General features: G+C 34.6%; 4 protein-coding genes. 1 reads left to right on the top strand and 3 read right to left on the bottom strand.

All coding sequences use genetic code 11. The annotated features are described in order from the left end of the window. Positions 1-381: 381 nt before the first annotated feature. The 3 genes from EM932_RS14215 to EM932_RS14205 are packed head-to-tail and all read right to left on the bottom strand — an operon-like array spanning position 382 to position 2,986. Positions 382-1,599, bottom strand: a complete 1,218-nt coding sequence (locus EM932_RS14215) for an ammonium transporter (protein ID WP_135877858.1) — start codon at positions 1,597-1,599, stop codon at positions 382-384. A 26-nt stretch (positions 1,600-1,625) separates the two neighbouring features. Beyond that, positions 1,626-1,964, bottom strand: coding sequence for a P-II family nitrogen regulator (locus EM932_RS14210; RefSeq protein WP_135877857.1), 339 nt, complete (start codon positions 1,962-1,964; stop codon positions 1,626-1,628). Between the two features lie 20 nt (positions 1,965-1,984). Beyond that, on the bottom strand, positions 1,985-2,986 hold the full coding sequence (locus tag EM932_RS14205; protein ID WP_135877856.1) for an outer membrane beta-barrel protein: 1,002 nt from the start codon (positions 2,984-2,986) through the stop codon (positions 1,985-1,987). A gap of 465 nt (positions 2,987-3,451) precedes the next feature. On the opposite strand from EM932_RS14205, the gene gltB reads away from it, so the two are divergent. Beyond that, on the top strand, positions 3,452-7,966 hold the full coding sequence (gene gltB / locus EM932_RS14200) for a glutamate synthase large subunit (RefSeq protein ID WP_246041072.1): 4,515 nt from the start codon (positions 3,452-3,454) through the stop codon (positions 7,964-7,966). Positions 7,967-7,968: the final 2 nt, after the last annotated feature.

The following is a 7,968-nucleotide window of genomic DNA, read 5'->3' as shown; positions in this document are numbered from 1 at the left end:
GAAAGATTACAGGAGAAAATTACAGAAATGGTTAACCAACTGAACCCAAAACTCATAAAATCTATCGCAGCTAATTCTTTATTCTCTAAAATGTTTTTTGAGTATTTTTAAATCAGAAATGGTATTATATAGACTTGCTTAGTTTTAGGATCTGTTTGTAATGTATTACCATAGCTTGAGGTAAATTCGTTTGGTTTCATTTTATGTCTTTATTATTTAACGAATCTAAGTTCTGCTTTTGTGATCAAAATGATAAACACATATGTGTGCTATTTGATTTTGGTAAATATCCAAGCAAAATCATATAAAAACTATTATAATACAAAAGGGCGTCTTAACATAAATTAAGACGCCCTTTCCTTTAAACTAAACTAAATATATTTAATGCTCATTCATTCTAAAATCAGAGTAAGCACTCATACCATGTTCATGACCATCTAGTCCTTCTAATTCTTCTTTTTCAGAAACTCGTATTCCAACAGTTTTCTTAAGTGTAAATATGATAAGGAATGATGTTACTATACAAAATCCTGCATAACATGCAACACCTAATAATTGTACTAAGAAACGATGCTCTGGGTTGGTTGAAAAAATACCAACAGCAAGCGTACCCCAAATACCACAAATTAAGTGAACCGCTATAGCTCCAACTGGATCATCTAATTTAATAGCGTCAATAAAGCTTACTGCAAATACTATTAAAGCACCAGCAATAGCACCAATTATAATAGCACTTTCTGGAGTCATAACATCTGCTCCTGCAGTAATACCTACTAAACCACCTAAGATACCATTTAAGAACATCGTTAAATCTAAATTCTTATATCTTAAGAATGATACAAAAGCAGCTACCACACCACCTGCCGCCGCAGCTAAACATGTGGTTACTAAAGTTAAAGACGTTAATTCCGGATCTGCAGAAAGTACAGAACCTCCATTAAATCCAAACCACCCTAACCAAAGAACTAAAACACCTGCAGTTGCTAAAGGAATGTTATGTCCAGGAATCGCCTGTGGCTTACCATCTTTAAATTTACCAATTCTAGATCCTAGCAACCAAACAGCTACTAAAGCAGCCCATCCTCCTACAGAGTGTACTAGTGTAGAACCAGCGAAATCATAAAATCCTAATTCATCTAAGAATCCACCACCCCATTTCCATGATCCGGCAATTGGATAAACCAATCCTACATATATTACCGTAAAGATCATAAATGGTCCAATTTTCATACGTTCAGCAACAGCTCCAGAAACAATAGTTGCAGCAGTTGCAGCAAACATCCCTTGGAATAAAAAGTCTGTCCACCATGTATATCCTCCATCTGCATATTCTGGAGTCATACCATTTTCTGGTGGTGAAATACCAGGAACTATAGATCCTATATATCCGTTAAATTCACCTGGATACATTAAATTAAACCCTATTATATAGTATAATAAAAGTCCAATTGTAATAATAAAAATGTTTTTAAATAAAATATTGATTGTATTTTTTTGTCTGGTCAATCCTATTTCTAAAAATGCAAAACCCGTATGCATAAAGAAAACCAGTGCTGTACAGACCATCATCCATACATTATTTGCCGTAAATAATTCCATAATATAAATTTTTTAAATGATGATTGTTATTTTAAAGTGTCTCCACCTTTTTCCCCTGTTCGTATTCTGTAACATTCATTAATATCTGATACAAATATTTTTCCATCTCCCACTTCACCTGTTCCAGCCGAATTAAGGATTGCCTGAATTGTTACTTCTTCAAAATCATCATTTACAACGATTGATAAATGTCTACGTTGAATATCACTTGTACTATACGACACCCCTCTATATACATGTCCTTCTTTTTCATTTCCTAAACCAGTAACATCCCAGTAAGAGAAAAAGTTCACTCCAACATCGTGCAATGCCTCTTTAACAACACGATATTTAGATTTTCTAATAATTGCTTCAATTTTCTTCATGATTGTATTATTTAGTTTTGTTAGAAAGAATAAATAGCAGCCAATGTGAAAGCAGCTAAGCTTTTTGTTGCCTCTAAATCTGAATCAAAATAAACCTCTTCAGAATTGCTATCTAAACGTAATTCAGGTTTTATGATTAAGTTTTCTAAAGTATAACTCCCCGTTAAAGTAACTGCAAATACATTTGGTTCGTCTGTTGCACCATCGATCATCCAGTTAAAATACTCTCCTCTTAAACCAATTGAGAAATTATCACACGTTGCAAGTTGTGGATATAAAGCAGCACCGTAAAACCCATTTCCATCATTATCTGCATAAGCCCCATTAATACCTAAGAAGAAATCATCAGACAAATCAAATCCTCCTGTATAATCAATTTCAAATCCTAATTTAATTCCAGAATCATAATAGAAATTTAAAAACTGGCCTGCATATCCTAATTGAGCTCCCAAAGCATAATCGCCAGTAGTATTGCTATCAATATCTGTAGCATTCATTACAGCTAACATTAAACTAAAGTCATCAGATAAAGCAAAATCTGCTTTTAAACCAACATGAGAGAATGGTCCATTAGAGAATAAATAAGACGTACTGTAGTTAAAGTTTGCTGCTGGCGAAATAACTTCGTATCCTAAATACGTATTAAATCTACCTAAGGTTAATGTTGTTCCTTCAGTTACATTCCAGTAAGCATATAACTGATTAATGTTATTTCCTGTAATTGCAGAATTTCCTCTTGGTCCAAAAACCACGTCTGCAACCACCCCTGTTTTTTCACCTTCATAACTAGCTATAATATTTGCCATACCTAAAGCAAATCCAGTCTCATCGGCAAAAGAAGTTCCAAAAGACTGAAATTCATCGCCTGATCCAAATATAGCTTGATCTGAAGATGTTAAGTTCGTTTTGTAATAAGTATCAACTGTACCGCTTATAGATACTTTCTTTTTAGAAGCCTCTTCTTCTTGTGCAAATAAAACTGTTGCCATAAAAAGCATCGAAAGAGTAATTAATTTTTTCATAATTGTTTTCATTTTAGTTATTGACTTTTTAGTGTTTATTTTCTAATTCGAGAGGCTAAACTATGTAAAAAACATTTATACCCCATAAAAAATAGGGGTATATGGTTTAATTTTATCAATATTTCATTTTTTACCCTATTTTTTTATAGGTATTATGTTTATAATGTAATTTTTTGGATTTTTAACAACTCATTTATTTAAGTGATTGTCAGTATTTTCCAAATTTTTATGATATTATTTACATTAATTTGATTATTTGTTAGTATTAATTCACATATCTGTATTTATTCATAAAAAATCATAGATTGAATATTTATTAAAAAACACCTTTAATATTGATATATAATTATTTTTATCTCAACTTCGTTTATATAATCGGAATAATGAAATAGGCTCTATTGTAATTCAAATCTTAGTACATATCTTAGCTCTTCAACTCGATTTTTAAACCAAAGTTTGTTGATTATGCTGAAGAAACAAGGACTGTATTTACCCGAATTTGAACACGAAAATTGTGGCGCAGGTTTTATTTGTAATCTTAATGGAGAGAAAACAAATCAAATTATTCATGACGCCTTAGAAATTCTCGTAAAGCTAGAACACCGTGGCGGTGTAAGCGCAGATGGAAAAACCGGTGATGGAGCTGGTTTATTAATTGATATCCCTCATGATTATTTTAAAAGAGTTTGCGATTTTAATATCCCAGCTCAAAGGGAATATGCCGTAGGTATGGTATTTTTACCAAAAACATCAAACCAATATCAATATTGCAAAGACACATTTGAAAATAAAATAAAGGCTCAAGGACTTTCCATCTTAGGATGGAGAGATGTTCCTGTTGATTCGACACAATTAGGGCAAATAGCCTTGGCTTCAGAGCCTAATATTGAGCAGCTTTTTGTCGGCAAAACTGAAGCTATTAGCGAAGCCGATTTTAAAGCTAAATTATACGCTGCACGTAAGATTACCGAGCACACCATTAGAAAGTCAAAAATTTCTGAAAGCACCTATTTTTATGTGCCAAGTTTATCAACCACGACCCTAATATATAAAGGTATTATAATGCCCGAAGATATTGGCCCTTATTATACCGATTTACAACAGCAGGATTTAGTAACACGTTTAGCATTAGTACATCAGCGTTTTTCTACCAATACGATGCCTACTTGGGAATTGGCACAACCATTCCGTTTTATGTGTCAGAATGGTGAAATTAATACACTTCGTGGTAATGTTAGTAGAATGCGTGTTCGCGAAGAAATCATGAAAAGTGATGTTTTCGGACATCAAATAGACAAGTTATTCCCTATCATATTACCAGGTAAGTCAGATTCTGCCTCTATGGATATGGTAGTTGAATTATTAACACACACAGGAAGATCATTACCAGAAATTATGATGATGATGATTCCTGAAGCATGGGAAAAACACAAAACCATGTCTGAGGAAAGAAAAGCATTTTATGAGTATAATGCTTGCTTAATGGAACCATGGGATGGCCCTGCTTCTGTGCCTTTTACGGATGGTGATTACATAGGCGCATTGTTAGATAGAAATGGACTAAGACCTTCTAGATACACCGTTACCAAAAGTGGTAAGCTAATTATGTCGTCAGAAATTGGTGTGGTTGAAATTGACGCTGAAGATGTAGAAAGACATGGTCGATTAGAACCTGGAAAAATGTTCCTGGTAGACATGAACAAAGGCCGCATTATTGAAGATGAAGAAATTAAGAGTAAAATTGTTTTAGAAAGACCTTATAAAGAATGGTTAGATAAAACGAGATTGCATTTAAAAGACGTTCCTTATACAAACGAAACGTGTCCAATTGAAACTATAGACATTAAAACACGCCAACGTTTATTCAATTATACGTTTGAAGACATTCAGGAGGTTATAACCCCTATGGCTGTTGTAGGTAAGGAAGCTTTAGGTTCCATGGGAATTGACACGCCATTAGCTGTTTTATCAGATAGGCCCCAGTTAATTTCAAACTACTTCAAGCAATTATTCGCACAGGTTACCAATCCTCCGTTGGATGGTATTCGTGAAGAGATTGTAACCGATATTAGTTTAAACCTTGGTAAGGACAGAAATATTTTCAGCATTACAGAAAGACAGTGTAGAAAACTTAGAATTCAAAACCCTGTTATTTCTAATGCCGATTTAGAAAAAATAAGAAGTATTTCAATTGAAAGCTTTAAAGCTGAAACCATTGAAATCTTATATCCAAAAGCACAAGGTCTTAATGGTCTTGAGGATGCTTTAGAAGATATTATCAAACAAGTTGAAAAAGCACTAGAAAGAAAAACAAATATCATAATTCTTTCAGACAGAGGTGTCAATCAAGAATTCGCTCCTATTCCTGCTTTATTAGCATGTTCTTATGTAAACCATCAAATGAACCGTTTACGTAAGCGTTCTTACTTCGATATCATTATTGAATCTGCAGAACCTCGTGAACCTCATCATTTTGCTACCCTATTTGGTTATGGTGCTAGTGCCATTAACCCATATATGGTGAACGAAATCATCAGAATGCAAGTAAAAGAAGGCTTCATTGTTGATATGGACGAGCAAAAAGCGGTTGATAATTTTAATAAAGCAATCGGGAAGGGGATTTTAAAAATCATGAACAAAATTGGAATCTCTACACTACATTCCTATAGAGGTTCACAAATTTTCGAAATTGTTGGTTTCAACTCGCAATTTGTTGAAAAATATTTCCCTTATACGGCTTCTCGAATTGAAGGTATTGGTTTATATGAAATTGAAAAAGAAATTAATGAACGTTACAAGCAAGCATATCCTGATAACACAATTGATAAACGCTTAGGTTTAAATATTGGAGGAGACTACAGATGGAGACGTAATGGCGAAAGACACTTATTTAACCCTACCACTGTTGCTAAATTACAACAAGCTGTTAGGCTGAGTGACCAGGCGAGTTATGACGTTTACTCAAAAGCAATCAATGAACAATCGGAAAACTTAATGACCATTCGAGGGTTATTTGAGTTTGATAATTTAGACCCTATTCCTCTGGAAGAGGTAGAGCCTTGGACAGACATTGTTAAGCGCTTTAAAACTGGGGCAATGTCTTACGGGTCTATTTCTAGAGAAGCTCATGAAAATTTAGCGATAGCCATGAACAGAATTGGTGGTAAATCAAATTCTGGTGAAGGTGGGGAAGATAGAAAACGTTTTCAAAAAGATATAAACGGTGATAGCCGTAACTCAGCAATAAAACAAGTAGCATCAGGCCGTTTTGGAGTGACCTCACATTATTTAACTAATGCGAAAGAAATTCAGATTAAAATGGCTCAAGGCGCAAAACCTGGAGAAGGCGGACAATTACCTGGAGAGAAAGTACTACCATGGATTGCCGCAGCTAGAAACTCGACGCCTTTTGTTGGTTTAATTTCGCCACCTCCGCATCACGATATTTATTCTATTGAAGATTTAGCACAATTAATTTTCGATTTAAAGAATGCCAATCGAGAAGCAAGGGTTAATGTTAAATTAGTATCAGAAGTAGGCGTAGGAACTATTGCTGCAGGAGTCTCAAAAGCTAAAGCCGATGTCGTTTTAATTTCAGGCTATGATGGTGGTACTGGAGCATCTCCTTTAACATCATTAAAACATGCTGGGTTACCCTGGGAGCTTGGTTTGGCAGAAGCACAACAAACACTAGTATTAAATAAATTAAGAAGTAGAATTGTTGTAGAATGTGACGGACAATTAAAAACAGGCCGTGATGTAGCAGTTGCCGCTTTATTAGGTGCCGAAGAATTTGGATTTGCTACAGCTCCGTTAGTTGCATCTGGTTGTATTATGATGCGTAAATGTCATTTAAATACGTGTCCGGTAGGCATAGCAACTCAAGATAAAGAGTTACGTAAAAACTTTAAAGGCACACCAGAACATGTTATAAACTTCTTCTTCTACATCGCTGAAGAATTAAGAGGCATTATGGCACAGTTAGGTTTCAGAACCGTAGCAGAAATGGTTGGTCAAACACATAAGATAAATGCAAACAAAGCCATCAAGCACTACAAAGCTAAGGGCTTAGATTTATCTAGCATTTTACACAGGCCTTCTGTTTACAGTCAGCTTACTATAAGAAACACAGAAATACAAGACCATAACTTAGAGAGCGTTTTAGATCATACTATATTAAAAGACTCTCATAGAGCTTTATATAGAAAAGAGAAAATGAACTTAGCATATCCAATAAAGAATGTTAATAGAACCGTTGGAGCTATTGTAAGTAATGAGATCTCAAAAATTTATGGCCATTTAGGGTTACCTGAAGATACGTTAAACATAAATTTCACAGGTTCTGCTGGTCAAAGTTTTGGCGCATTTGGAGCCCACGGATTAACATTTACTGTAGAAGGAAACACCAATGACTATTTAGGCAAAGGATTATCTGGAGGTAAATTAATCATCAAAAAACCGGCAAAAGCAGATTTCATAGCAGAAAACAATATTATTGTTGGTAATGTTTGTTTATTCGGTGCGGTTCAGGGAGAAGCTTACATCAACGGAATTGCTGGTGAACGTTTCGCAGTACGAAATTCTGGAGCAACTGCGGTTGTAGAAGGTGTTGGTGATCACTGTTGTGAATACATGACTGGTGGAAAAGTAGTTGTTCTAGGTAATACGGGACGAAACTTTGCTGCTGGTATGAGTGGTGGTATTGCTTATGTTTATGATCCGGAAAATAAATTTGCAAACGGTTTATGTAATACAGAAACTATTGAATTTGAAGATATTTCTGCGGAAGATGCTGCAGATTTAAAAGCATCTATAGAGAAGCATATACTTTATACAAACAGTAATAGAGGTAAAGATTTATTGGCAGACTGGGATACCAGTTTAGGTAACTTTGTAAAAGTAATGCCAATTGAATACAAGCGTGCCTTAAAACGTTTAGAGACTGAAGAACAAATGGTAGAAGAACTAACAACAGCATAGTG

It is taken from the genome of Flavivirga rizhaonensis (assembly GCF_004791695.1).
GTDB classification, from domain to species: Bacteria; Bacteroidota; Bacteroidia; order Flavobacteriales; family Flavobacteriaceae; genus Flavivirga; species Flavivirga rizhaonensis.
Note: the sequence above shows the minus strand (reverse complement) of the source record. Positions and strands in the feature narration are given on the sequence as shown.

Coding starts and splice junctions, on each gene's coding strand:
- EM932_RS14215 (WP_135877858.1), bottom strand. CDS start 1,599: ATGGAATTATTTACGGCAAATAATGTATGGATGATGGTCTGTACAGCA.
- EM932_RS14210 (WP_135877857.1), bottom strand. CDS start 1,964: ATGAAGAAAATTGAAGCAATTATTAGAAAATCTAAATATCGTGTTGTT.
- EM932_RS14205 (WP_135877856.1), bottom strand. CDS start 2,986: ATGAAAAAATTAATTACTCTTTCGATGCTTTTTATGGCAACAGTTTTA.
- gltB (WP_246041072.1), top strand. CDS start 3,452: ATGCTGAAGAAACAAGGACTGTATTTACCCGAATTTGAACACGAAAAT.